Below are 25004 nucleotides of genomic sequence, written 5' to 3' on the forward strand. Positions count from 1 at the left end.
AGAGACAAGACGATGGAGACGACAACCATGACCAATCCTGATCCCCTGGTCCTCTACGGCCAGACCTTCCACAGCCGCCTGCTGCTGGGCACCGCGCGCTACCCCTCGCCCGACGTGCTCGAAGCGGCTGTGCGGCGCGCCCAACCCGCGATGCTGACCGCCTCGCTGCGCCGCCAGACCGCCAGCCAGGGCTCCGGCAACAGCGACCTCGGCAACGGCTTCTGGGAGCTGCTGCGCAAGCTGGCCGTGCCGGTGCTGCCCAACACCGCCGGCTGCCACAGCGTGCAGGAAGTGATCGCCACCGCGCAAATGGCGCGCGAGCTGTTCGACACGCCGTGGATCAAGCTCGAGCTCATCGGTGACGACTACACGCTGCAGCCCGACACGCTGAACCTCGTCGATGCGGCGTCGCAGCTGATCCGCGACGGTTTCCACGTGCTGCCGTACTGCACCGAAGACCTCGTGCTGTGCCAGCGCCTCGTCGATGTCGGCTGCCAGGCCGTGATGCCCTGGGCCGCGCCCATCGGCACCGGGCGCGGGCCGGTCAACCCATATGCGCTGCGCCTGCTGCGCGAGCGGCTGAAGGTGCCGATGCTGGTGGACGCGGGCCTCGGCCTGCCCTCGCATGCGTGCCAGGTGATGGAGTGGGGCTACGACGGCGTGCTGCTCAACACCGCCGTCGCGCTCGCACAGGAGCCGATCGCCATGGCCGGCGCGTTCGCCGATGCGGTGCAGGCCGGCCGCGCCGCCTACCGCGCCGGCGCGATGGCCGCGCAGGACGCCGCGCAGCCCAGCACGCCCGTGCTCGGCACGCCCTTCTGGCATCACGCACCATGAACGCCATCGACACCTCCAACGCCCGCACCGTGGCACAAGCCATCGTTGCGGCCCACGGCTTGCGCTTCGGCGCCGCCACGTCCACGGCCGTGAGCGCGCCGCGTTTTACCTCCGACGACGCCGTCTACCGCGGCGCGAAGCAGGCCTGCACCGCCCTCGGCTTCATCGAGATCGACGCCGAATGCCTTGCCCACGCGTGGCGCGCACAGACCGAACGGCTCAGCCAGTTCGACGCGTCGGCATGGCCCGATGCGCCGGTCGATTTCGGCATGGGCCCGTTTCCGCCGACCGCGCGCGACGACGCCTTTCCGCCCTGCCCCGAACGGCTCGGCCTCTACGCCGTGCTGCCCGACGCGGCATGGGTCGGCCGCATGGCGCGCGCCGGCGTGCCGACGGTGCAGCTGCGCTTCAAGTCGGACGACGCCGTTGCCGTCGCGCGCGAAGTGCAGGCCGCCGTCGATGCGGTGCGCGGCACGGGTGCGCTGCTCTTCATCAACGACCACTGGCAGATCGCCATCGCGGCCGGCGCCTACGGCATCCACCTTGGGCAGGAAGACCTCGACGCGCTGTCGCCCGATGAACTGCAGCAACTGCGCGCCTCGGGCCTGCGGCTCGGCGTGAGCACCCATGGCTATGCCGAGATGGTGCGCGCCGACGCGGTGAGCCCGAGCTACATCGCGATGGGCGCCATCTACCCGACCACGCTCAAGAAGATGGCGACCGCGCCGCAGGGCGTGGCGCGGCTCGCGGCTTACGCGCGGCTGCTGCGCGGCTACCCGCAGGTGGGCATCGGCGGCGTCGATGCCGTGCGGTTGCCCGAGGTGCTCGCCACCGGCATCGGCTCGGTCGCCGTGGTGCGCGCGCTGGTCGCCGCCGACGACCCCGAGGCCACGGCCGCGCAATGGATGACGGCGATGCACGCCGCCCCCGGTTCCCCTGAACGCACAGAATGAACGCTCGACTTTTCTCGCCCTCCCCGCTCTCGCGCGCGCTTGCCGCCGCCCTTCTCACTTTCGGTGCCTGCGGCGCGCATGCGCAGTCTTCATCGCAGGCACTGCCCGAAGTCACCGTGAACGACGGCGCCGCCGCGCCGCAGGCCGAGATCAGCGGCTTCGGCGACGTGCCGCTGCGCGAGCTGCCGCTGTCGGCCACCGTGATCGACAGCCAGCAGCTGCGCAGCAGCGGCGCACGCCGCCTCGCCGACCTGACGCAGTTCGACGCCTCGGTCACCGACGCCTACAACTCCGCCGGCTATTGGGACTACCTCACGGTGCGCGGCTTCGTGCTCGACAACCGCTTCAACTACCGGCGCGAAGGCCTGCCGATCAGCGCCGAGACGGCGATCCCGCTGGACAACAAGGAGCGCATCGAGATCCTGCGCGGCACCAGCGGCATCCAGGCCGGCACCAGCGCGCCGGGCGGGCTCGTCAACTACGTGGTCAAGCGCCCAACCGAGCAGGACCTGCGCGCCATCCGCCTCGAAACCACGAGCCGCGGCAGCGTGCTCAGCGCGCTCGACTTGGGCGGGCGCTTCGGCGAGAACCGCCAGTTCGGCTACCGGCTCAACGTGGCCGGCGAAAAGCTCAAACCGCTCACGCACAACCTGGACGGCAGCCGCCGCCTCTTCTCGCTCGCGGCCGACTGGCGCATCACGCGCGATTCGGTGCTCGAGTTCGAGGTGGAGCAAAGCCACAAGCAGCAGCCCAGCCAGAACGGCTACAGCCTGCTGGGCAACACGCTGCCCCGGCCGGTCGATCCGCGCATCAACCTCAACAACCAGCCGTGGTCGCAGCCCTCGGTGTTCAAGGCGCGGACCGGCACGGTGCGCTTCAGCCAGGCGCTGAATGCCGACTGGCGCTGGAGCGCGCAGATCGGCCAGCAGCGCCTGAAGACCGACGACCGGCTGGCCTACGCCTTCGGTTGCGGCGCCGAAGGCAACTACGACCGCTACTGTTCCGACGGCACCTTCGACGTGTACGACTTCCGCAGCGAGAACGAGCGCCGCACGCAGACCGCGGGCAGCCTGAACCTCAAGGGCAACGTGATGACGGGCAGCGTGCGGCACGAGCTGGGCTTCGGCCTGCTACAAAGCCGCGTGCGCAACCGCTTCCAGGACCAGGCCTACAACTACGTCGGCACCGGCAACATCTGGGCCACCGCGATGACGCCGGCCGACCCGCGCCTGACCGACGCGAACACCAACCGTAACGAGCGCTCGACCGAGCTGTCGGTGCAGGACGCGATCCGCTGGAACGACCGCTTCACGACCTGGATCGGCGCGCGGCACACGCGGCTGTCACGCGACAGCATCCGCACCGACGGCTCGCGCCCCACCGGCTACAGCGACAGCATCACCACGCCGTGGATCGCGGCCAGCTACACGATCCAGCCCGGACTGCTCGCCTATGCGAGCTGGGGCAAGGGTGTCGAGTCGCAGGTCGTACCGAACAAGAGTTCGCAGTACGCGAACGCGGGCGAGGCGCTGCCCGCGCTGCAATCGCGCCAGTGGGAACTCGGCCTGAAGGGCGGCGACGCGGCGTTCAACTGGCAGCTCGCGTGGTTCGACATCTCGCGCCCGATGACCAACCTCGACCTGTGCGGCGTGTCCTGCACGGTACGCAACGACGGCCGCGCAGTGCATCGCGGCCTCGAGGCCGGCGCGCAATGGACGGGTGGCCCGTGGCGCCTGGGCGGCAGCGTGGCACTCATCGACGCCAAGCGGCGCGGCAGCACGGCCGCGCCCGAACTCAACGGACAGGCGCCCACCAACGTGCCCAAGCAGGTGCTGCGCGCACAGGCCGGCTACCGCTTCGCGTCGGTGCCGGGCCTCGAGCTTGCGGGACAGCTGTCGTACGAAGGCCGCCGCAACGTGCTGCCCGACGGCTCCATCCGGCTGCCGTCGTGGACGCGCCTGGATGCGGTGCTGCGCTACGACACCAAGCTGGCCGGCATGGCCACGAGCTGGACGCTGGCCGTCGACAACCTGTTCGATCGCCGCTACTGGAAGGAATCGCCCTACCAGTTCAGCCACGTCTACCTGTTCCCGGGCGCGCCGCGCACGCTGCGCCTGGGCGTGAGCATCGCGATGTGACGACATGAGCGGGGCGCTTCGTCTTCGTCATCGCGGCGTCGTTGCCACGAATTCGTTGCGCGGGCGCCGCGTTGTTTTGGAAGCCCCAAAAATCACGCTATAATCTAAGGCTTGTTCCTCGATAGCTCAGTTGGTAGAGCGCCGGACTGTTAATCCGTAGGTCCCTGGTTCGAGCCCAGGTCGAGGAGCCATCACAAAGCCGCAAGGCCTCTGGAAGGCCCGCTACTCACAAGGTAGCGGGCCTTTTCATTTGCGGAGCCCCACGCGAACGAAGCACGCGGGGGCGAAGACGTGGAAGGTGCGAAAAAAATCAATCGCCCTGCGCGCTTCACCCATCAAAAATGATCGCCGTCGTCTCAGAACGGCGAATTCATTGAATATAATTGAAGGCTTGTTCCTCGATAGCTCAGTTGGTAGAGCGCCGGACTGTTAATCCGTAGGTCCCTGGTTCGAGCCCAGGTCGAGGAGCCACCATTTGCTGAAGGCCCGTTACCCACAAGGTAACGGGCCTTTTCGCTTTGCGGCCCTTTTTGCTTTGGCGCCACACATCGGCCGCCGCCTGCCCGCTCGCGGGCCTGTCCGACACGCGGGCCCCGCCCTGCGTGCAAAACTCCCTCTTTGTTAACGGCTTCTACTGCCCTGCCCCGGGCAAACCCGTGCACGCGACGCGCCGCTCAGGCGTTGTTTGGGCTCAGTCATTCACAAATAACAACCGTCAAGGGCATCACGATGAAACTCACAAGAATTCTTCTGGCCGCCGCCGTGGCCGCCGCCACCTTGCCCGCCGTGGCGCAGGTGTCCGTCAACATCAACGTGCCCGGCCTGATCCAGGTCGCGCCGCCCGCACCGCGCTACGAACCCGCGCCCCGGCCGCGCAGCGGCCAGGTCTGGGTGCCCGGCCATTGGCAGTGGAACGACCGCGCCTACGCGTGGCGCCCCGGCTACTACGTCGCGGCCCGCCCCGACTACGCCTATGCCCCGGGGGGCTGGGTGCGCGCCGACGGCGGCTGGCGCTGGCGCGAAGGCGACTGGCGCCGCGCCGAGCGCCGTGAGGAACGCCGCGAAGACCGCCACCACCGTCACCATGACCACGACCGCTACGACCATGACGACGACCACCGCGGCGGCGGTCACTGCCCGCCCGGCCAGGCGAAAAAGGGACGCTGCTGATAGCAGCAGCAGCTTGTGCGCCTGCTGACGCGCAAGCCCTCAGTTCACCGTCACCCTGAACCGCACGCTGCCCGTGCCACCGGGCGCGAGTTGCCCGGTGAACTTCCAGTCCAGTGAACCCGTTCCGCCCGGCGCCTGCGCGGCCGCGCACGCCACGGCCGGCGCAGGCACTGCATTGGCCGGCGTGTGCTTCATGCATGCGGTCAGCGTCGGCGGGGTCGCGCCTTCCTGCGAGGCGACGAAGCTGGTGTAGACCGGCGTGACGTCGCTCACCGTCAGGCCGCTGATCGGCGTCGCGCCGTTGTTGGTGTAGGTGATGCGGTACTCGAGCGTCTCGCCCGACTTGGCTTCGTTATTGAGCCCGAAGTCGCCGTTCTTCGTCAGGTTGCGCACTTCCTTCTTGAGCTCCAGCGCCGTGCTCGACACGGTCGTGGTGTCGAGCACGAGGTAGCTCGCGCTCAACGCGGGCGATGCGTTCGTGAACACGAAGCTCGCCTGCACCGAGCGCTTGTCGTTGTAGCCGGCGAGCGCGCTGGCCGGAATGAACTCCTGCACCACCACGCACAGGTTCTGCCCTGTCGTCACAGGCCGGGGCACCGCCGGCGGATAGAGCACCGCAGCGCCGGTCTGCAAGGCGCCGGTGCAGCCCGGGTCGTCGAAGATCCTGGCGCTCCAACCGTCGATCGGCGGCGTGGCCTCCGCACCGGCCACGCCGAAGCTCACCGTCCCGCCGGTCTGCGCCACGAAGGTGTGCGCGTGGCTCACGCTGCTGCCGGGCGAGCCGGTGCGGGCGCTGTCGGCGCCGAAGCGGTTGAGGGCCACGTCGCCGAAGTTCAGCTCGCCGGCCCGAGCCTCGTTCCATGCAAAGGCGATGTGATCCGGCGCCCCTGCGGCGGTGCGCGTGTAGGTGTAGGTCCGCCCGCCCACGGCCACGCCCGCGCCGGAAGGCAGCGGCGTGGCGCCGACCGAGGCCCCCGTGGACAGATGCCCCGCCGGCGTCATCTCCTCGACGCACAGCGGATCGCCATCGGACGGCGACGACGGCTGCGACGGCACCTCCAGGCGGTAGTGGCCCGAGCCGTCGGTCACGGCGGTGGACCACACGCCCGCCGCACAGTTGGTGAGCCGCATCTGCACACCCACGAGCCCCGCTTCGCCGCCGTTGGCCACGCCGTCGTTCGGCACGCCCGCGCCGCTGCCGTTGTCGCTGAAGACGCGGCCGGTGATGGCATGCGCATCGCTGTTGACGAAGGTGCATTCAAGGTCCACACCGGCCACCATCCACTCGGCAGGAATCTTCAGCACATTGCCGGCCAGCACCACCGGCGGCGCCGACGCGGCCGCTGCGGCCGGGCTCGAACCCGACACCCCGCGAATGGGCGACGGCGCGATGACGTCCTTCAGGTCGCGGCAGCTGGCGCTCACCGGGTTCACGGGCCAGCCGGCAGGCGACGTTTCGGTGATGGTGACCGGCACGCCCACCTTGCCGGTGATCGTCTGCGCACCGATACCCCGGCCCGGCGCGCTGACCGTGATGGTGTCGCGGGCCACGCTCAGGCCCGACAGCGCAAAGTCGAAGCGATGGGTGCCGGAACCGCTGATCACTTCCTTGACGATGCGAAGTTTCGGAGGCAGGAGGACCGCGACCGGCCCCGTCGAGTCATCGCAGAGCGCTTCGTTCGGCAAGGTGGTGCAAAGCGGATCCCCACCACCGCTCAGGTTGATGGAGTTCGTACCACCCAGCGGCCCGACGGCCGTGGCGTCGACGTGCACAGGAATCTCGACAGAGAAGCTACCGGGCATGACACCCGCAGCCACGCTGCAGCGGACGACCATGGAGCCGGCGGGGGAACAACCGCTCAGGACACCCGTGGTAGTGATCGCAACCAGCACGGGCGGCCCAGCCAGTGTGATGCCCTTGGGCAAGACGTCTTCGAGCACGAGCGGCGCTGTGGTCGCTGCAAAATCCACAACGACGTCGACCACGTAGAGCTGCCCCGGCGCCCCGACAATCAATGGGTGGGGCCTCGAATACTTGAATCCCCGGATGCGCGGCCCAGCAACCGATGTGATTGTCGTGCTCGCGCATGGACCGACACCGTTGCACGCGGGGTCCCCGCCCCCCACGGCCGTTGCCGCGTTGATCACGCGCGGCCTCGCAGCCGGCAGAGGCGTCACCGGGATGACGAACGACGCGGACGTTGCCATGCCCGCAGGCACCGTGCACGTTACGACCTGCCCGGCCCTGCTGCACCCCGAAGGCAGCGTGCCGATCGTCAAGGAGACCGGGAAGGTGTCGGTGATGACAGTGTTCGCCGTCGTCATCCCGGCATTGGTGCTGCTCAGTTTCAGCGTGTAGCTGGCCGGCTCGGCAATGATGAACTGCGCCACATCAGCGATCTTTTCGAGTTTCAACGTCGCTTGAGACACCACGCGCGTGGCCGGCGTGCTCGCATCGCACGCCTCTGCTGGCGCCGTCGTACATGCGACATCCCCACCGCCGCTGAGATTCACCGTGTTCGTGCCGCCCGTTGCGCCCACGGCCGATGCGGCGACGTTCACAGGAATCCGTATTTCGAAGGTGCCGGGCGCGATGCCCGCCGCCACACTGCAGTTGGTCGTGTTCGGTCCCGAGGTCGGGCAACCGCTCAGCACGCCGATGGTCGTTCCCGCCACCAATGTCGGGGCCCCGCGCAGGGTGACGCCCGGCGGCAAGGTGTCCACCACCGAGATCGGCGCCGTGGTCGTGCCGCTGGCCACGGTAACGAGCACAGCGTAGAACTGGTTGGGCGCCCCCACCACCAGCGGGCTGGCGCTGACCGTCTTGGTCGAGGTGATGACGGGCGGAGGCGTAGGGGCCACCGGCGTGGTCACCGTACTCGTGCACGCCCCTGTGTCGTTGCAAGTGGGGTCTCCCCCCCTCGATACCGTGGCCGTGTTGGTCACGCTGGGCACGGCAGAAGGCAGGGGCGTCACCGGAATGACAAAGGACACGGACGACGTGAGCCCTGCGGGCACCAGGCAACCGACGTTCTGGCCTATTCGGCTGCACCCCGGGGGAAGCGTGCCGATGTTCAGCGAAGACGGCACGTTGTCGGTCACCACCATTTCGGAAGTGGTCGCGGTGCCACTCGAGTTCGTCAGCGTGAGTGTGTAGCTGGCGGGCTGGCCGACGACCCATGGGGCCGCGCTGGCTTCCTTCTTGAGCGCCAATGGGGGAACTGGGAGGTTTTCCACGAAGAAGCACACCAGGTTGTCCGACCCATTCGGCTGACCGTAGAGTGGCTCGTGCGAGAGCGTGACGGAAGACACGGATGTTCTCGAAATAAGGGCCCATGCAGAGGCCCCATGACCGAACGAGGTGGCGAGTTCCGCCCCCTCAAGATTGCCGTCTGCGTCGATTTTTACCGGCGCAAGGGCCCTAAACTCTGTGGCCGATAGATCGGAGATAGGCGTCGTGACCTCCGCCGCAGTGAACGGATAGTGGTTTCCGTTGACGGACACCGCCATCTTCTCGCACCCAAAATCGCCGCAGTTGAGCACGTAAGTTCGAATGCTCAGGTTCTTCACCGGTACAGAAAAATTGAACGTGCATGCCTCCCACGCGTTGAAATCTCCCAGCCAGAGATAAGTACCCCATGCGCGCTTGTCCTCCACCCTGCATGCACCCTCCGTGGTGACAGCGACTTCCCCGTAGTTCCCGCTCTTCCATATACATAGCTCCGCAGCCGTGGCCTGCGTGCCGATCAGGAGCGAGGTCAGTGCCAGAAAGGCGACGCCGCGCAAGGCATGAAAGAAGTGCGCCACGCCTCTCGCAAGCGCCATCGCACGCGTCCGCACGGGCAGGCAGCGAAGCGCCGTCGCGCAGCGCATCGAATCAGTTTTTTGCATTTTCATTGGCCATTCCTCCGCGACTTCATCGATCGGTCCGCTCGTCTTTCACGGGGGCTGCCGCGCCCGCCGACGCGGCACCCAGCGCCGTCTCGTCGAACTTGAAACGCAGCCGGATGTACGCGCCCTTGCTCGTGTAGTCGTTGGCCGCCAGGTCGCGGTCCTTCAGGCCCACGAAGTTGTAGCCCGCCGACACCCACAGGTCCTTCATGACCTGGTAGCCGACTTCGATGCCCAAGGTCTTCTGCAGGCCGCCGCCCTTGCCGCGCAGCAGGCCGGCCTGCACGCCGAGGTCCCAGCTGTCGTTGAGGTCTTGCGTGTAGCGCGCCTGCAGCAGATGCGCCCAGTAGGTGCTGCGCAGCACGCCGTCGTCGGCGCGCGACCACTTGGCGGCGTAGCGCCCGTTGATGACGGTGCCGGGGCGCGGGTTGTAGTTGAGGTGGGCCGAGACGATGTCGGCGCTGGTGCGCCCGGGCAGCGCTGCGCTGCCGTTGCCCGCACCGAAGACGCTGGCGCCGTCGAGTGCGCCGGTCGAACTGCCGGTGCCGGTGACGCGCTCGGAACGGCGCTCGTAGCGCATGAGCGCGTTCCAGCTGTCGGTGTCGACCGGGCGGTAGGCCAGGCCGATCTGGTGGCGCGCCAGATGGTGCGCGTTGCCGGCGTTGGCGCCCTGCCCTTCGCTGGCGCTCATCACGCTGCGCGCCAGCAGGCTCCATGACGGATCGATCTTGAAGCCGAAGCCCGCGCTGAACAGGCGCGTGTCCGCGTCGTCGCCGTGGCGGCCTTCGAGGATGCCGCTGGCCTTGATGCGCGCGTCGGTGTATTCCACGCCGCCGGTGATGGCGGTGGAGTCGCCCGCCAGGCCGCTGGCGTGGCCGGTGCCGTTGTTGCCGCTGTTGCGCAGCCCGCCGATCTGGCGCGTGTGCTCGACGCCGCCGGTCAGGCGCCAGTGGTCGTCGACCCTGAAGGTGTTGCGCACGCCCGTGGCGGCCTGCGCGGCGCGCCCGTCGAGGCTGTCTGCCAGGCGGTACTCGCTGTACACGCGCCCGCCCTCCATGTAGGCGCTCTCGATGCCCAGGATGCCCACGTTGTTCGACTGCCCCGCGTTCAGCTCGTACGGCCCGTAGAGGCTGGAGACCAGCTCGTAGCGGCCGTACAGGCGCGTCTTGTCGGTGACGGCGTAGTTGCCGCCCACGGCGAGCACGTGGCGGTCGGACTTGCGGATGTCCTGCTCGCCTTCGACGAACACGTTGGCTTGCGGCACGCCCGGCACCTGCGCCGACAGGCGGGCGCGCACGGTGGTCAGGTCGTCGTCGTTGGCGTTGGCCTGGGTGCCGGCGTTGGCCGCCGCACCGAGCGCGGTGACGTTGTTGGCGGCCACGCCGCTGCCGAGGTTGCCGCTGTAGGTGGAGACCTGGCCGTAGTCGAAGCCCGAGCCGCTGCCCAGGCCCGCGCCGTTGTGGCCGTGGCGCAGGCCGAACTCGCCCACCAGTTGCTCGCCGAACTTTCTCTGCACGCTGGCGGTGATGCCGCGACGGGTGCCTTCGCGCAGGGCGTCCTGGCCGTAGAGCAGTTCGCCGCGCAGCGCGGTGGCGGCGTCGAGCCGGTACTCGGCGCGCGCCGAGGCTTCGGTGCGCCCGGCCGAGAAGCTCGCGCCGGGGTTGTCGAAACCGGTGCTGGTCTTGCTCGCGAGCGCGGCCACGGCCAGGTCTTCGCCCTGGTGGCGCAGCTCGACGCGGGCGCCGCTGCCCTTGCCGTTGCGGTCGGAGTCGGTCTGCACCCATTCGCCGGCGACGGTGGTGTGCTCACCCAGGCGCGCCATGGCGGTGACGGCACCGAGCTTGCGGCGGTTTTCGGGGTTCTCGTCGATGGCCGCGACCACGCCGACCTGCAGGTTCTTGGCCACCTTGAGCTGTACGTCGGCGCCGGCCACGGTGAACTTGGGGCCGCCCGCGTCGACCTCGTAGGTGACGCGGATCGACTGCGGGTTCAGGTTCGCATCGACCGACGCGATGGCGCGCGTGAACAGCAGGCGGCGCGTGAGCGGCTCGACGGTGTAGTCGACGAAGCGCGTCACGCTCGAGCGCTGCAGCACGAGGTCGGGCTGGTTGCGGTCGCGCACGACGATCTCGACCTGCTCGCTGTTCTCGACGAACTCGCCGCCCCGGGCGCCCAGGTAGTACGGGCCCGAGGTGCCGACCGCGCGGAACTCTTCCACCTGCTGGGTCTGCGCGGTGCGCGAGGCGTAGGTGGTGGTGCGCACCTCGCCGTCGTCGTAGACATGCTTGAGGCCCGTGAGCGAGCGGCTGACCTGGCTCAGGCTGCGCACCTCGGTGCTGCTGGCGGTGCTGAAGTCGCCGTACAGCAGGTAGGAGCGGTTCTTGTCGATGCGCACGTAGAGCTTCTGCGTGCTCTGGGCGTCGAAGCCCTTCGCGGACGAGTCGCCGTACACGGGGTAGAACTCGTCGGGTCGGATGTCGCGGAACAGGCGGTCCTTGCGGGTCTTGTCGGAGTCGTAGGCGGCGGTGAGCAGGTAGTCGCCCTTGACGGCGCCCTTGAAGAAGAAGGCAGCGCGCGCGGCGGTACGGCGCTTGTCGTTGCCCTCGTCGGCCAGGCCGGACAGCTCGGCCTCGAAGGCCGCGCCCGCGGGCATCGCGCCCAGCGGCACCTGGCCGCGCTTGGTGAAGTCGAGCACGCCTTCGACGATGCCGACGCCGATCATCGGGCGCAGCGCGGGCAGCAGCGCCAGCCGCGCCTCGCTCGTGAAGCTCGCGGCCGTCACGCGCAGGCGGGCATCGCCGGGTTCGCCGGGCGGCAGCAGGCGGAAGTCGGCCACGCCACCGTCCATGAAGACCTGGGTGCCGGGCTCGGCGGGGTTCAGGTCTTCGTCGAGCCAGCGGCCGCGGTCGGTCTCAAGCGTGAGCTGCGTGCGCGCGGTCACTGGCACGCCGGCCGCGTCGGTCAGGCGCACCTTCACGACGACGGGCGTGCGCAGGTCGGCTTGCGCCGAGGCGGGCACGTCGATGTGGATGGCGCCGAGCTTGTCGGGCGCGGTAACGCTGATCTGCTGCGCGGCGCCACGCACGTTGCCGAACGGATCGACGGCTTCGAGCACGAGGCGGTTGACACCGGGCCGCAGCACGATGCCGATGTATTCCCAGGCGCCGATCCGGCGGCTGGCCTGCTCGGTCTTCTTGCCGACACGGCGCTCCTCGACGCCCTGGCCGTTGACGCTCAGGCGCAGCGCCAGGCCGGCTTCGCCCTTGACGCGCACGTTGAGCGAGGTCGAGGGCAAGGTGTCGCCATCGCGCAGGTCGATGAAGCCGAGGGCGTTGCTTTCGATGCGGGGCAGCAGGGCCTCGAGGTCGATGGGGCTGGGGACGGCCTGCGGCGGCGCCACAGCGGCGGTCGGCTGCGCAATACCGCGGGACACACGCATACCGGTGAAAAGGCTGCCCACGGGGGATGCGCCATCCACCGCGGCGCCGCCGGTCGCCGCGCCGAGCGTGCTGCCCTGGCTGCCCGACGCGCCTCCGATGAAGCTGCTGGGCGACGCCGGTGCGGCGGGCATCGCGATCAGCGGCGCCGAGCTGGCCTGCGTGGTGCTGGTGCCGGTGCTGCCACCCGCGCGCACTTCGCCGCTGGCAGGCAGCGCGCGCCGGTCGCCCACGGGGACGATCCGGCCTTCGGGGTCCAGGCGCATGCGCACCTGGGCTTCGGCTTCGGTGTCGGGCACGGCGGCGATGGCCTCGCGCCGCGCGATGACGTCGCTCATCACCGCTGGTGCGTCGCAGTTGGCGACGACGAAGTTGGCCTTGTGGAATTCGCCCTTCTTGAGATCGACGAAGCGGCTGTCAGGTCGCCCGGCATTGCGGTTGTCGAGCGCTTCGAGCCGCGCGCCGGCGGGCAGCGTGGTGGCATCGAGCCGCAGCACGTGGGTGACGGGCTTGAGGCCGTACAGGCTCCACTTGCCTTCGACGTCGGTGATGACGTGCGTGCCGTCTTCCATGTACAGGCGCACGCCGGGCACGCCGATTTCGTCGACGCCCTGCTGGCGACCGTCGCGCCGGCAGTCCATGTAGACCTTGCCGAAGAGGAAGGCATCGTCGGAGAACACGCCACCGGTCACGCGCACGGTCCATTGGGCGAGGTTCGACTGCATCGGGCCGGAGCTGGCGCGTGCACGGTTGACGGCATCGCCGTTCGTCGGTGCGCCGACACCCACGCGCACGCGGTAGCGCACCGTGGCGGACTGGTCGATGCCAAGCGCGAGGCCGGGCTGGTTGAAGACCAGCCGGGGACCGGCCCCGCCCACGGGCTCAGCCGTGGCCGCACCGTTGAGCCGCGCACTGCCGGCCACGTAGGCGAAGCCCGGGGGCAACTGGTCGGAGAGGCTGAGGCCGGTGACGGGAAAGCCGGTCTTGTTGGTGACGACAAGTGCGTAGTCGAGGAAATCGCCGAACTCGACCTGGCGCTTGCTGCCTTCCTTGCGCAGCACGAGACCGAGCACGTTGCCCGGATCGAGCGGGATGTGGTTGTGCAGCACGTCGCATGCCGCGCCTGAGGCGTCAAACCCGGCCTTGAGCGAGAAGTGGTGCGTGGTGGACTCCGCGCCCTGCGGCAACGCAGCGTTCGGGACGATGGCGCCGCAACGGTCGAAGGTGCCGGGCGTGGCGGGGATGAGCTGCGAAGGCGCCGCGTAGGCACTGCCCGCGGGCGGCGCCACGCCCAGCGCATAGGTGCAGCTGCCGGTGACCGGCGGCGACAGGAAATAGAACTGGTAGCCGCCGTCGGCGCCGGTGGTCATGGACAGGCTGCCGTCGGCGTTGGCGCGGTAGACGCCGCTGTCGCCGCCGAACACTTCGGCCAGGGCCATCGGCCGGGCGGTGCCGTCGCTGCACGACTGGCGGGTGAAGGTGACGACGGCGCCGGCGACCGGTTGGCGGGCGACGGCGTTGTAGACCACGCCCTGCGGGTCGGCCAGCATCGAGGACACGCTGCTGGCGCTCGCGGTGACGAGCGCGGCCGACGACGCAGGAACGGTGTTCTGCTCGAAGGCGGCCGCCCAGGCCTTGTTGGTGAACGGCACGCGGGCGCCGTTGCTGGAAGGCTTGCGGGTGACGCGCACGGTGAATTCGATGTCTTCGCTCTGGCCGGGTGCCAGGGCGCGGCTGCCGTCGGTGAGACCGAGCGCCGCCTGCATCGGCAGCCGCAAGGGATCGGCGCTGACAACGGCCTCGCGATCGCAGGCGGAGCGGCCAGTGAAGCCGGATGCGATCTGCAGCACGCCGTGGCGCACCTTGGGCGCGCCCACGAGTTCCCAGGCGGCGACGAGGCCGTCGGGCTTGTCCATGTCGAAGGTGCAATCGAGGTTGTCGATCACGCGCACGTTCGGGGCCGGGGCTGCACCAGTGTTGCCGACCTTGAAGCGGTAGTCGAGTTCGTAGACGCCCTCTCCCACGCGGCGCGGCTGCGAGACGCTCTTCACGAGCGAGAGCACGGGCTGCTGCAGCTGCACCGGCGTGGGCGAGGTGTCGCTGCCGGGGTTGCCATCGCCGTCGGCATCGGGGTTGCTGCCGTTGACGGAGTCGTCGAAGACGGTGGGCGGGCCGCCGGCGGCGAGCGCGGCCTGTGCGCGCACGGTGTTGAGCAGCGTGCCCGCGCGACCCGACACGTGGAAGCGCACATCGAAACGCACGGTGAACTGGCCGCCCACGGGCAGCACCGCGCCGGGTGAGAGCAGGTCCTGCGCGGAGGCCGTGCCGTTGAACGCGGCGTTGACAGCCGCCACCGTGCCCGCCACGCCATTGCCCGGACCGCCGACGATGGTCAGGGTTCCGGGCACCACGGCGTACTGGCGCGCGCCCGGCACCGCGGCGGTCGTGCGGGTGCCGAACTGCGTCGCGCCCTGCCCTTCGAGCACGTCGGCCAGCTGCACGCCGTGCAGCGCAGTCGTGCCGTAGTTGCGCACATGAACGTCGAAGGTGACGGTGGCCGTGCCGTCGGGTTGGCCGTCCGCGCCGCGGTGCATGCGCGGCGTGGAGGCGGCCTTGGCGACGCCGATGCGGCCCTGGCCTTGCGGCGGCGCCACCGCGATCACCACCGTGTTCGACGGCGACGCGGCGGGTGCGACGCCGTCGTTGTACTGGCTGTGCGCGGTGTTGCGAATGTCGCCGGTGTGATCGGCCTTGACCTGCACCGCGAACTGCATGGCGATGGAGGCGTTGCGCGCGAGCGCGGTGGGCACACCGATGGCCACTTCGATCGCCGCGCCGTCTTCGGCGGTGCGGTAACTGAAGTCGGCGTCGCCGGGCATGCGGAACAGGCGCACCGCGCCGGCCGCCGTGCTCTGCAGGCTGCCAGGCAGGTAGCGCGTGCCGGTGGGCACGAGGTCGCGCAGCAGCAGCAGGCTGCGCGGGCTGCCGTTGACCAGCACCTGCGTGCCGGTGGGCGCGGCCGCGCCGCCGGGCTGCGCGTCGCGCGCGCCGGTGTTGGTGCCCGAGATGCTGAAGTCGATGCGCGTGCTGCCGGGCACGACGGCTCCCGCATGGCTGGCCGACTTGACCAGCGCGAGCACGGCGACGCTGCCCACGTCCACCGTGTCGCGATTGCTCGCGCTCGCGCCCTGCAGGGCGGTGATCGCGCTCAGCACCACGCAGGCGCTGCCGCTGGCCGCGGCGGGAATGGTGCCCTGCACCAGCAGTTCGGCCGTCTGGCCCGGCTCCAGCGCGAGCGTGCCGGCCGCACCGGGCAGCAGCACCAGATCGGAGGCGTCGACGACGCCGTTGTGGTTGGCGTCGCGCGCCACGCGCAACGCTGACAGGTCGAGTCCGTCGGCCGGGCACCCCGCGCCGTCGTTGACGAGGCCCAGGGTGTAGCGCGAAGCCACGTTGCCGGTGTTGGTGAGCAAGTGGTTCAGCGTGACGACGGTGCCGGGCGGGCGGTTCACGCGCTGGTCCTGCGTGAGCGACAACGCCTCCACGGGCAGCACGCTGGCGGTCACGGCATTGGAGATGGCGGTCTCGCTGTGGCCGAGGCCGGCAGGAACGTAGGTGCCCGTCGCGATGCTGCGGATCACGACGCCGCCGGGAGCGCGCGCCGCTTGCGCGACCGGTGCGAACAACATGGCGAATGCAAGTGCGAGGCCGAAGACTGCCATCGCGCTGCGCGCAGGCGCCGCGCAGCCCCACCACCGAGGCAAGCCGGCACGCGAAGAAGAAAGAAGAAATGGCACGCGGTGAACCTTCCCTCGCACCTCCCGCTGCGGGAGACACGTCAAACAGTCGAAGAACTCTTTCCTCTGCCGCCTCGAGGGCTGGCAAGGCACGGCTTGCATGTAGCGATGTGCGTGAAAGCGGCAGGGGAAACAGGCGAGGCGCCGTAGATGAACCCGGGCCTCGCGGGAAACGGCCGACGGCCCTGGCGGGGCCGTCGGCGGCGCCGATGTCAGATCAGGGGTTGATCTGCACGGCGAAGGTCAGCGTGACCTTTCCACCTGGGGCCACGGTGTTGGCCGCGCTGCCGCAGCTCACCGCCGTGGCGGTCGATGCGAAGGCCGGCGCCGTACCGCCAATGCCCGGGGCTTCGCACTGCAATGCAGGCTGCTTCGCGCTCAGGACGGTGTACGCCGGCAGTGCGTCGTTGATGGCGATGTTGGTCACCGGCACGATGCCTTCGTTGGTGGCAACGACCTGGTAGACGATGCACTGGCCCGGCTTCAACTGCAGCGACGTTGCCGCGAACGCGGTGTCCGCCACGCCGTCGCAAGTCGCGTCGGCCGCCTGCGTCTTGAGGACGCGGATCTGGCCGGTGATCACGGCCGTGATGTCGGTGGCCGAAGGCGTACCGCAGTTGGGGGCCGGGTCGGTGAAGGTGGCCGTCACCGTCGTGGTGTTACTGACACCCGCGCTCACGCCGCCCGGCGCGAACACGCGCACCAGCAGCTTCTGCGCCGCACCTGCCGGCAGGCTTGCCAGCGGACCGTTCACCGGCGTGTCGCCGGCATCGATCTGGCCGTCGCCGTTGACGTCGAGGTAGACCGTGGTGGTCCAGCCTTGCGCCGCATCTGCCGCAGGCACCGTGGCTGTCAGCGTGTACGCGCCGCAGCTCTGGGCGCCGATGTTGGTCAGCGTGTGGGCATACACCACGGTGCCGCCGGGTGCGACCTGGCCGTTGTTGTTCGGCGTGAGCGAGGCGCCCAGTTGAAGGGCCGTCGAGGTCACCGTCACGGCGTCGGTCTTGACGTCAGACGCGATGCCGCCGGTCGAAGCCACCGCAGTGGATTGCACCTTGAAGTAGATCTTCACTGCAGTGACTGCGGCTTGCGAGGAAGGCGGCGTGACGCACGCTTCGACCGCCTGCTGTCCCCCGGCGATGACTGCGAGGTTCGAGATGGCCGGCGATGCACAAGTGCCGCCAAACGCCACGAACTTGACCGTCCAGCCTGCCGGCAGCGCGCCCGGGAAACCGGTCGTCTGGCTGGCGGCAAGGTTGTAGGTCGCGTCGACCACGTCGTGGTTCTTCACCCACAGCGTGAAGACCGTGCCGGTGCCGGCACCCGTTTCGTGGACCTGCGTCGGCAACGGGCTGGGGCCCGCGCCGAGGTCACCATTGGCAACACTGCCGGTGCCTGTACCAATCTTTGTATTGGTCAGGTCGACTAGGGTCTCGATCACGCGCTCGAGGCGGTCTTCGGTCGCATCGATCTTCGTGTTGTCGTTCACGGAGCGACCGAGCACCGTGGCCACGTAGGCGCCGCCCACCGTGCCCGGCGGCAGTTGCACCTGCGTCACGATGTTGAGGCTCACGCCGGCAGGAATCGGGCCTGTGTCGGGCACGCCGTCGCCGTTCGTGTCCAGCAGCGGTGCGCCGCTGTCGGCCGCGAAGAACTGGAAGCTCGTGCCGGCGGGGAAGGTGCTGGCGGAGATCGACAGGTTCACTGCATCGGCTGCGCCGCCCGTGTTGAACACGGTTTGCGGGAACCGGACGCTGCCGCCCGCGACGGCCAACTGCCTCGTGGTCAGGTCTTGCCCGGCGGGATTGGGCGTGCCGGGTGTCGCGTCGAGTGCCGTTGCAGCCGTGGACGGGTTGGAACCCACCACGATGCCGAAACGCGCCAGGACGGTGTATGCCGACGGGTTGGAGGTCGAGCCGACCGTGCCGATCAACGCCGCGGTCACGCCGGCCGGCGCGGTCGCGGGGTTGTAGCGGGCCACGTTGGTGGTGGTGGACGTGCCGACCGCCGCGGTGCTGTTCACCAGCACCACGAAGCTCAGCGTTTGCGTCACGTTCGGGCTCAGCGAAGCCACCACGGCATTCAGCGTGTTGCCGGTCACCTGGAAGTCGATGCCCGACGGATCACCGCCCACACCGTCACCCAGCGCCGTACCCGACGCACCGCTCCACACGGCCGAACCGGTGACGTAGGTCAAACCTGCAGGCAACACGTCGGACAGCGCGAACTTGCCCGGTGCGCCGCCCGTGTTGTTGAACGTGAGGGTATAGACCGAGTACTGGCAGTTCGCGTTCGACGCGAGACCCGCCGTCCAGCTCGTGGCCGTGCAGGCAGCGGAAGAGCTCGGCCCACTGGCCGGCGCGGTCGGCCAGACGCCGTTGCCCGGCGCTGCGACCGACGGAGTGCCGATGACCTTGGTGAGGTTGAACACCGCATCGGTGGCCAGCTTGACCTCGTCCTTGTCGGCCGCCGAGGTGTTCGGCGCGGTGTACAGCGCCGGGGTGCCCGGGGTGGCGGTGATCGTTGCGGCATCGAAATTGCCGGCGCCGGTGGCCGAGCCCGGGATCGTGTAGGCCACGACGAAACGGAACGCGCCGTTGTTGCCGGGCACGCTCTGCGCCGGGGTCACCGTGCAGACGTCCGTGCCGACCGCCGAGCAGAGCGCCGTCGTGCTGTCGGGCAGCCCGTTGCCGTCGGCATCGGCGAAGACCTCGACGCGCGAGAACTTGCCCGCGTCGGCCTTGACCGTGAGGCCGAAGGTGTCGACGCCATTGCCGGTGTTGGTCAGCACGTGAGGCGCATAGACCGTGGCGCCGGCCGCGCCGGACTTGGTGTTGACGATGGTCGTCGTGACCTGGTTGACGCTGTCGAGCGTGAACGAGCCCACCTGGAGAACGGTGGTCTGCACCAGGTTGGAGGTCGCGACCTGGGTCGTCCCGGCGGCGTCCGAATAGCTGGCGGACGCCTGGTTGCCGATGACGGTGTTGGCGGGCGGCGACGCGGCAAATGCAGCCGGGCTTCCGAAAAGGAAGCCCAGCGTCAACGCTGCGGCGCCTGCCCAGGGCGCGCACGGCTTGCAGCCGCTGGCGCGTTGGGTTGGCTGGGTGGGAATCACGTAGTTTTCTCCTCTGTTGTCGATGAACGGGAACACGAAAGAACCTGGCCGGTACGTTTCGACGGGCGAACGCGTACCTGCCGACTGGCACTCGGAAACAAGAGATCGATGGAAAAGGCGGGCGCCCTCGCCTCGCGCAGCGCGCGAGGGGCGGCGCGGCCTTTACTTGCCGCGCGGGGGCGACGTGGCGGGCGTGGGGGGCGCGGCCGTTGGCGGCGCGACGGTTTCGACCTTGGCGCGCGCGCTCACGGCGAGGCTGCCGTTGGCGGGCAACTGGCCCAGGCTCCAGCGCAGCATGCGGTACTCGCTGTAGGGAACGGGTTCGGTCTTGCCGCCGGGCAGTTTGCGAACGAGCGGCTCGGGCTCGAAGACGGCGGTCTTGGTAGCGGCTTTCACGAGGCTGGCGCCTGGCTTGGCGCTGCGCGGCAGGTATTCCAGCCCCTCGGGGATCGGCAGATCGGCCACGAGGCCCTTGACCGGTTTGCCCGTGTTGTTGGTGTAGGTGGCCTTGTATTCGATGACGTCACCCGGCTTGATGGTGGCCGCGTCCTGGAACTGTTCATTGCCGTCGGGCCCCTTGACCACCTTCGACTGGGAGAGGACGACGGTCACGGCCTGGCTCGCGGCAGGTGCGCGCGGCGCCTCCAGCGAAGCGGTGGGTTGCGCGAACGCGACGGTCGCGGCGCCTGCGGCAAGCAGGACCAGGCCTGCGCGGATCAGCGGGTGGACCGCCCCTGCACGGCCTCGCGACGACGACAAGAACAAGTCCCATGTGGATGCTGTCATTCAAACCCCAATTAACAATATTTGAAATTCATGTCGCAAAATTTGCAATCAACTTCTTATTGCAAACAAATGGCCAACATTGCTTGCAATCGAAGGCAATCGGCCACTTGGATTTTGCGTACTGAATTCTTATGTCTCGGGGCTTTTATGGCAATCAAACAAAAGAACAGAGGATGCGCAAATGAGACATATTGAACAAACAAAATGCATCCACCATTTCATTCGACCTGAAGCCCTCTCAATTGAAGCTTTCAAGCTTCTGGGAGAGTCAAAACAATTGAGAGCGAATGACAACAACAGCAACCCCAGGCGCACCCCTATTCGTGAAATAATATTTTCAATGAATTCAAACTCATAGAATTAATTTAAAACCACTCATTCGATGCGGTACAAGAAATTATTCATCGATGAATTTCGGAGAAATCCCGGCGACCAAAAAAATATCCAACTCACAAAGAATCTAGTAAAGATGAGTGCTTGCCCACCCGTTTTTCATCACTCATTCACGTCGCCTCGAATCACAGGCTCTTGATTTCAATTCAGGCGTTCTACTGATTGAATCCAGAGATTCCACGGCAATTCCTCGCTGCGCCCGTAGGGCCATAATTGGCCAATCTGGCCAGAATCCCCTACACTCGCGGCCCATGGCTCTCCTCTCGCCCCGTCGATACCCTGCGCGCGCAGCCCTGCCCATGGCAGCGGCCGGTCGTCGTGTGGGCGCCGTCGTCGCGGCGGCCACGTCGGTCCTCCGACGCACGTCCGCACATTCCTGAGCCCGGCGGTCCGCTACCTTCTTCTTGATGCGCACACCTTGACCGCCGGGCACCACACCGCGCGGTAGCGACCCTGTCTGTTGGAAAGGCGGGTTGCGTTCATCTGGAGTGCTTCATGCTTTCAACCGTTCACGGGGAGCGCACGCTCACCGAACTCGATTACGTCCGTCTCAGCAAATTCGCGGACACGCCGCTTCCTCCGGCCCTTGTCGATCTGCTCGACACGGCCGACATCCTTCCGTCACGGGAAATGCCCTCGGACATCGTGACGATGTACACCCAGGTGGAAATCGAAGACCTGCCCGCCGGACAGCGGCAGAAGATCGTGATCTGCTATCCCGCCGATGCGAACCCGACCACGGGCTTCATCTCGGTGTTCTCGCCCGTCGGCATCGGCCTGCTGGGCCAGAAGACCGGCGCGGTCGCGCGCTGGAAGACGCCCGGCGGCGGCGAACACAGCGCGCGCGTGATCGCCGTGCTGTTCCAGCCGGAAGCCAGCGGCGACTACACGACCTGAAAGTGCGCCGGTTCAGGCCGGAGGCCGGCGCCCCACCGGCCGGTCAGTGCTGCAGCACGCCGGCGACGCCGGGGCCCCTGCTCTTCGCACTGTCGATGGTCGCGCTGACGGAACTCGTGTTGACCGCCAGCGCCACCAGCACCGCCCCCACGAACGACGGATCGGCGCTGCCGCTGTAGCCCGACGCCCCGGCAATGGCAAGGGCCTGCGCCACCTGTTGCGTCGTCAGTTCGACGGCGGCTTCTCCCACGATATTCCTCTTCTTTGTGGCCATCTGAAAACTCCTGCGAATGGAGTTCGGACTGTAACCAAGCCCCGACAAGCGCCACAAATGTTCCTGACCGTGTGACTTTCGACACTGGCCCCCGCATCGGGCGGCCCGTATCGTCGCGCGGGCGCGGCGCCCGCCGGTGGGGCGGACGCCACATTGTTTTCATTTGATGGACAGGGACATGCCTTTTTCCAAACTCTCTCTCGCCAGCGCACTCGCGGGCCTGCTCGCGCTTTCCGGTTGCCAGACCATGGACATGCAGATGGGCGCTCCGGCGGCCAAGACCACGGCCACGGGCAGCGCCGCCGGCGGCGCCACCTCGGGCGAGAGCAGCCAGCTCGAACGCTGCGACTCGCCGCTCGGTACCGTCTCGCTGATCGAGAACGTCAATGCCGGGTGGTACACGATCCTCACCGGTGAATACCGCCTGCCCCCCACGGCCAACCTGCTGCGCCTGCTGGTGCAGCAGTCGAACTGCTTCGTGGTGGTGGAGCGCGGCGCGGCCGGCATGAACGCCATGACGCGCGAGCGCGCGCTGATGCAATCGGGCGAGATGCGCGGCGGCAGCAACTTCGGCCGCGGCCAGATGGTGGCCTCCGACTACGGCCTGTCGCCCGAGATCGTGTTCAGCAACAACGATGCCGGCGGCATCGGCGGCGCGCTCGGCGGCCTCGTGGGCGGCGGCCGTGGCCGCGCCATCGCGGCTGTCGGCGCCAGCCTGCAGACCAAGGAAGCCAGCGCGCTGCTGACGCTCATCGACAACCGCTCGGGCGTGCAGGTGGCTGCGGCCGAAGGCAGCGCCTCCAAGACCGACTTCGCAGGCTTCGGCGGCCTCGGTGGCCGCGGCGGTGCCGGCGGCATCGGCGGCTACACCAACACCGCGCAGGGCAAGGTGATCGCGGCGGCCTTCATGGACGCCTTCAACCAGATGGTCCGTTCGCTGCGCAACTACAAGGCGCAAACGGTGCGCGGCCAGGGCCTGGGCGGCGGCGGCCGGCTGGGCGTGGACGGCGGCGCCGCCCCGTCGCAGACCTCGGCGCCGGGCGCCGCCCGCCCGCGCCGCAAGTAAGCGCGGCCGTCCATCGTCTTCGAAGTGACCCGGGCCGAATGCCGGCCGGGTTCACAATTCATCCCTCTGGAGGTGAAACACGATGGATGGTTTGGAAGAGTCGGCGGAAGCAGCCAAGGGCAAGCTCGTTTATCCCTTTGCGGAACTTCCGCCACGCGGCAAGTCGATCGAGGTCGCCGACGGGGTCCACTGGATCCGCATGCCGCTGCCCTATTCGCTCGACCACATCAACCTGTGGGCGCTGGACGACGGCGACGGCTGGGCCGTGGTGGACACCGGCGTGCGCACCGAGGAAACGGTGGCGGTCTGGCGCGAGCTGTTCGCCAATTCGCCGGACACGCGCGGCCTCACCCGCGTCTTCGTGACGCACATGCACCCCGACCACGTCGGTATGGCCGGCTGGCTCACGCGCAAGTTCGGCGTGCGGCTGTGGATGACCCGCTCCGAATACCTCATGTGCCGCGTGATGGTGTCCGACACCGGCCGCGAAGCGCCCGACGACGCCATCGCCTTCTACCGCCGCGCCGGCTGGGGCGAGGCGGCCATCGAGACCTACCGCACGCGCTTCGGCAATTTCGGCAAGCACATCCACCCGCTGCCCGACAGCTTCCGGCGCCTGCGCGACGGCGAGGTGCTGCGCATCGGGGCGCACGACTGGCGCGTCGTCACCGGCAACGGCCATTCGCCCGAGCATGCGTGCCTGTACTGCCCCGACCTGAAGGTGCTGATCTCGGGCGACCAGATCCTGCCGCGCATCTCGTCGAACGTGTCGGTCTCGCCCGTCGAACCCGACGCCGACCCGATGGCCGACTGGCTCGCGTCGCTCGCCAAGCTCAAGCGCGAAGTGCCCGACGACGTGCTGGTGCTGCCGTCGCACAACGAGTGCTTCCGCGGCCTGCATGCGCGCATCGACCGGCTGCAGCACGGACAGGAGCGCTCGCTCGACCGCTTGCGCAACGCATTGAAGACGCCGAAGCGCGCGGTCGATGTGTTCACCAGCCTGTTCGCGCGCAGCATCGCCGAGTCCGACGTGCCGCTGCTGGGCATGGCCACCGGTGAAAGCCTCGCCTGCCTCAACTACCTGCGCCACCGCGGCGAGATCGCGTGCGACATCGCCGACGACGGGGTGGCCTGGTACCGGCTGACATCCGCCGGCTGAGCGCCGGTCAGACCTCGAGCACGACCTTGCCGATGTGACCGGCGCGCTCGAGGTAGCGATGGGCCTGCACCACGTCGTCGAGCGCGAAGCTGCGGTCGATGCGCACATGCAGCGAGCCATCGGCAAGGCCCGCATCGATGAAAGCCAGCGCACGGCCCAATGCGCCTTCGTCGCGCGGCAACCCCATGGTTGCAGCACCCGTGTGCTCCAGCACCTTGTAGACGTGGAAGCGCCAGCTCTTTCGGAACTGCGCAATCACCGGAAACCTGAATTCGGCGCCGCCCGACAGGCCATACAGCACATACCAGCCGCCATGCGCGACCACGTCGCCGAGCCGCTCGACCTGCGCGCCGCCCACGCCGTCGTACACTAGGTCGACACCGCGGCCTTCGGTGAGCGCCAGCACGCGCTCGACCACGTCTTCTTCGTCCGTCACGACCACATGCGTCGCGCCCGCTTCCCGCAGCGCGTCGCGCTTGGCAGCCGTGCGCGTGACCGCGATGGCGACGATGCCCGCCACGCGCGCCATCTGCAGCGCCGCGATGCCGGTGCCCGATGACGCCCCGGTGACGAGCATCACCTGGCCTCGCTGCAGCCGTGCGATCTCGAACATCGGGAAGTAGCCCGTGAGGTAGGCCATGTAGGCGCCCGCAGCCTGCGCGGCCGACAGGTTGGCGGGATACCGCACCACGTGCGCGGCCGGAAAGAGGATGCGGTCGCCGTAGGTCGGATACAGCCCCTGGCTCGCCCCCGGCAGCACCGCGACCTTGTCGCCCACGCGTAGCCCTTCGACGCCCTCGCCCACGGCTTCGATGACGCCGGCGGCTTCGTTGCCCAGCCCCGCCGGCAACGTCGCGTCTTCGATGTACAGGTTCTCGCGCCACAGCGCGTCGGCCCGGTTCAGGCCGATGGCCTGCACCGCGATGCGCACTTCGCCAATGCCCGGCGCGGGCACTGCGACCTCTTCGACCTTCAGCACCTCGGCACCGCCGAATGCGTGGAAGCGAACCATCCTGCTCATGACAACTCTCCTTCTTTCTTGAATGACCGAGGGCTTCAATCTAGAGGCCGCAGCGTCATCAAGGAAATCG

The 25004-nt window shown here is 68.5% G+C and carries 13 protein-coding genes and 2 tRNA genes; 9 read left to right on the plus strand and 6 right to left on the minus strand.

Translation table 11 applies throughout. From position 1 onward, the window contains the following. Window positions 1-27: 27 nt before the first annotated feature. From AC1RL8_RS03785 to AC1RL8_RS03810, 6 genes are all read left to right on the plus strand, one after another. Entirely contained in the window at window positions 28-837 is an 810-nt protein-coding gene (locus AC1RL8_RS03785; RefSeq protein ID WP_492683937.1) for a thiazole synthase, read from the plus strand. Continuing rightward, a complete protein-coding gene (gene thiE / locus AC1RL8_RS03790; protein WP_492683938.1) occupies window positions 834-1790 on the plus strand; it encodes a thiamine phosphate synthase in 957 nt (318 codons plus the stop codon). Before AC1RL8_RS03785 ends, thiE begins: the two co-directional genes overlap by 4 nt. Beyond that, window positions 1787-3928 carry a TonB-dependent siderophore receptor gene (locus AC1RL8_RS03795; protein WP_492683939.1) on the plus strand — a complete coding sequence of 714 codons (2142 nt, stop codon included), beginning with the start codon at window positions 1787-1789 and terminating at the stop codon, window positions 3926-3928. The genes thiE and AC1RL8_RS03795 overlap by 4 nt, the downstream gene beginning before the upstream one ends. A gap of 115 nt (window positions 3929-4043) precedes the next feature. Next, a tRNA-Asn gene (locus tag AC1RL8_RS03800) sits at window positions 4044-4119 on the plus strand. Between the two features lie 204 nt (window positions 4120-4323). Then, window positions 4324-4399, plus strand: a tRNA-Asn gene (locus tag AC1RL8_RS03805). 258 nt (window positions 4400-4657) lie between these two features. After that, on the plus strand, window positions 4658-5098 hold the full coding sequence (locus tag AC1RL8_RS03810) for a hypothetical protein (RefSeq protein WP_492683940.1): 441 nt from the start codon (window positions 4658-4660) through the stop codon (window positions 5096-5098). A gap of 39 nt (window positions 5099-5137) precedes the next feature. On the opposite strand, the gene AC1RL8_RS03815 is transcribed toward AC1RL8_RS03810, so the two are convergent. From AC1RL8_RS03815 to AC1RL8_RS03830, 4 genes are all read right to left on the minus strand, one after another. Next, the gene (locus tag AC1RL8_RS03815) at window positions 5138-8995 is read right to left on the minus strand and encodes a prealbumin-like fold domain-containing protein (RefSeq protein WP_492683941.1); all 3858 of its coding nucleotides are present in this window, start codon (window positions 8993-8995) and stop codon (window positions 5138-5140) included. Between the two features lie 19 nt (window positions 8996-9014). Then, window positions 9015-16115 carry a hypothetical protein gene (locus AC1RL8_RS03820; protein WP_492683942.1) on the minus strand — a complete coding sequence of 2367 codons (7101 nt, stop codon included), beginning with the start codon at window positions 16113-16115 and terminating at the stop codon, window positions 9015-9017. Between the two features lie 325 nt (window positions 16116-16440). Further along, window positions 16441-19374 (minus strand): hypothetical protein, encoded by a 2934-nt coding sequence (locus AC1RL8_RS03825; RefSeq protein ID WP_492683943.1) that lies wholly within the window; start codon window positions 19372-19374, stop codon window positions 16441-16443. A 126-nt stretch (window positions 19375-19500) separates the two neighbouring features. Continuing rightward, on the minus strand, window positions 19501-20124 hold the full coding sequence (locus AC1RL8_RS03830) for a hypothetical protein (RefSeq protein WP_492683944.1): 624 nt from the start codon (window positions 20122-20124) through the stop codon (window positions 19501-19503). Window positions 20125-21012: 888 nt separating this feature from the next. Between AC1RL8_RS03830 and AC1RL8_RS03835 the strand changes: the two genes are divergently transcribed. Then, window positions 21013-21414: a GreA/GreB family elongation factor gene (locus tag AC1RL8_RS03835; protein WP_062472433.1), complete on the plus strand. Its 402-nt coding sequence runs from the start codon at window positions 21013-21015 to the stop codon at window positions 21412-21414. A 43-nt stretch (window positions 21415-21457) separates the two neighbouring features. On the opposite strand, the gene AC1RL8_RS03840 is transcribed toward AC1RL8_RS03835, so the two are convergent. After that, on the minus strand, window positions 21458-21688 hold the full coding sequence (locus tag AC1RL8_RS03840) for a hypothetical protein (RefSeq protein ID WP_062472430.1): 231 nt from the start codon (window positions 21686-21688) through the stop codon (window positions 21458-21460). 178 nt (window positions 21689-21866) lie between these two features. Here AC1RL8_RS03840 and AC1RL8_RS03845 point away from each other — a divergent pair, with 178 nt between their 5' ends. Both AC1RL8_RS03845 and AC1RL8_RS03850 read left to right on the plus strand, forming a co-directional pair. Then, complete coding sequence (locus tag AC1RL8_RS03845; protein WP_095950180.1) at window positions 21867-22754, plus strand: CsgG/HfaB family protein; 888 nt, start codon at window positions 21867-21869, stop codon at window positions 22752-22754. 82 nt (window positions 22755-22836) lie between these two features. Further along, a complete protein-coding gene (locus AC1RL8_RS03850; RefSeq protein WP_492683945.1) occupies window positions 22837-23913 on the plus strand; it encodes an MBL fold metallo-hydrolase in 1077 nt (358 codons plus the stop codon). 7 nt (window positions 23914-23920) lie between these two features. Here AC1RL8_RS03850 and AC1RL8_RS03855 read toward each other — a convergent pair whose 3' ends face one another. Next, window positions 23921-24934 carry a zinc-dependent alcohol dehydrogenase family protein gene (locus tag AC1RL8_RS03855; protein ID WP_492683946.1) on the minus strand — a complete coding sequence of 338 codons (1014 nt, stop codon included), beginning with the start codon at window positions 24932-24934 and terminating at the stop codon, window positions 23921-23923. Between the last annotated feature and the right edge of the window lie 70 nt (window positions 24935-25004).

The sequence above is a fragment of the Variovorax sp. GW822-FHT04E09 genome, from assembly GCF_058800845.1.

Excerpts from the sequence above, each read along its gene's own strand:
- AC1RL8_RS03845 (WP_095950180.1), top strand. The coding sequence starts at position 21,867 with ATGCCTTTTTCCAAACTCTCTCTCGCCAGCGCACTCGCGGGCCTGCTC.
- AC1RL8_RS03855 (WP_492683946.1), bottom strand. The coding sequence starts at position 24,934 with ATGAGCAGGATGGTTCGCTTCCACGCATTCGGCGGTGCCGAGGTGCTG.
- AC1RL8_RS03850 (WP_492683945.1), top strand. The coding sequence starts at position 22,837 with ATGGATGGTTTGGAAGAGTCGGCGGAAGCAGCCAAGGGCAAGCTCGTT.
- AC1RL8_RS03815 (WP_492683941.1), bottom strand. The coding sequence starts at position 8,995 with ATGAAAATGCAAAAAACTGATTCGATGCGCTGCGCGACGGCGCTTCGC.
- AC1RL8_RS03795 (WP_492683939.1), top strand. The coding sequence starts at position 1,787 with ATGAACGCTCGACTTTTCTCGCCCTCCCCGCTCTCGCGCGCGCTTGCC.
- thiE (WP_492683938.1), top strand. The coding sequence starts at position 834 with ATGAACGCCATCGACACCTCCAACGCCCGCACCGTGGCACAAGCCATC.
- AC1RL8_RS03840 (WP_062472430.1), bottom strand. The coding sequence starts at position 21,688 with ATGGCCACAAAGAAGAGGAATATCGTGGGAGAAGCCGCCGTCGAACTG.
- AC1RL8_RS03785 (WP_492683937.1), top strand. The coding sequence starts at position 28 with ATGACCAATCCTGATCCCCTGGTCCTCTACGGCCAGACCTTCCACAGC.
- AC1RL8_RS03810 (WP_492683940.1), top strand. The coding sequence starts at position 4,658 with ATGAAACTCACAAGAATTCTTCTGGCCGCCGCCGTGGCCGCCGCCACC.
- AC1RL8_RS03820 (WP_492683942.1), bottom strand. The coding sequence starts at position 16,115 with ATGTTGTTCGCACCGGTCGCGCAAGCGGCGCGCGCTCCCGGCGGCGTC.
- AC1RL8_RS03830 (WP_492683944.1), bottom strand. The coding sequence starts at position 20,124 with ATGACAGCATCCACATGGGACTTGTTCTTGTCGTCGTCGCGAGGCCGT.
- AC1RL8_RS03835 (WP_062472433.1), top strand. The coding sequence starts at position 21,013 with ATGCTTTCAACCGTTCACGGGGAGCGCACGCTCACCGAACTCGATTAC.